Annotated in this window: 1 pseudogene; it reads right to left on the bottom strand. The window is 69.2% G+C overall.

From position 1 onward, the window contains the following. Positions 1–603 (bottom strand): annotated as a pseudogene (locus tag ACX28W_RS44020) (histidine kinase); the annotation flags it as partial.

The following is a 603-nucleotide window of genomic DNA, read 5'->3' as shown; positions in this document are numbered from 1 at the left end:
TGTCTTCGCCTATGACGTGGTGGAAGGTGCCGCCGAGGTCCTCGACCAGGGTGCGCTGGACGGCGAGTTCCTTGGGCGAGGCCGAGGTCAGGCCGTCGCTGCGGGCGATGTAGACGGCCATCACCTCGCCGCCCGCGCCCTTCTCCGCAAGGCGCGCGGCACGGCGTATCAGCGTGCGCCCCTCCGGACCACCGGTCAGTCCGACCACGATCCGCTCCCGCGAGCCCCAGATCTTCGAGACCCGGTGCTCACTGCGGTACTCCGTCAGATACTCGTCGACCCGGTCCGCGACCCACAGCAGCGCCAGCTCGCGCAGCGCGGTGAGGTTGCCGGGCCGGAAGTAGTTGGACAGCGCCGCGTCGACCTTGTCCGACTTGTAGATGTTGCCGTGCGCCATCCGGCGGCGCAGCGCCTGCGGCGACATGTCGACCAGCTCTATCTGGTCCGCCCGCCGTACGACCTCGTCCGGCACCGTCTCGCGCTGCCGTACGCCCGTGATCGACTCGACGACATCGCCCAGCGACTCCAGGTGCTGGATGTTGACGGTCGAGATCACGTCGATCCCGGCGGCGAGCAGCTCCTCCACGTCCTGCCAGCGCTTGG

The sequence above is a fragment of the Streptomyces sp. SD15 genome, from assembly GCF_054462255.1.
This window is presented reverse-complemented; position numbering and strand designations above follow the sequence as displayed.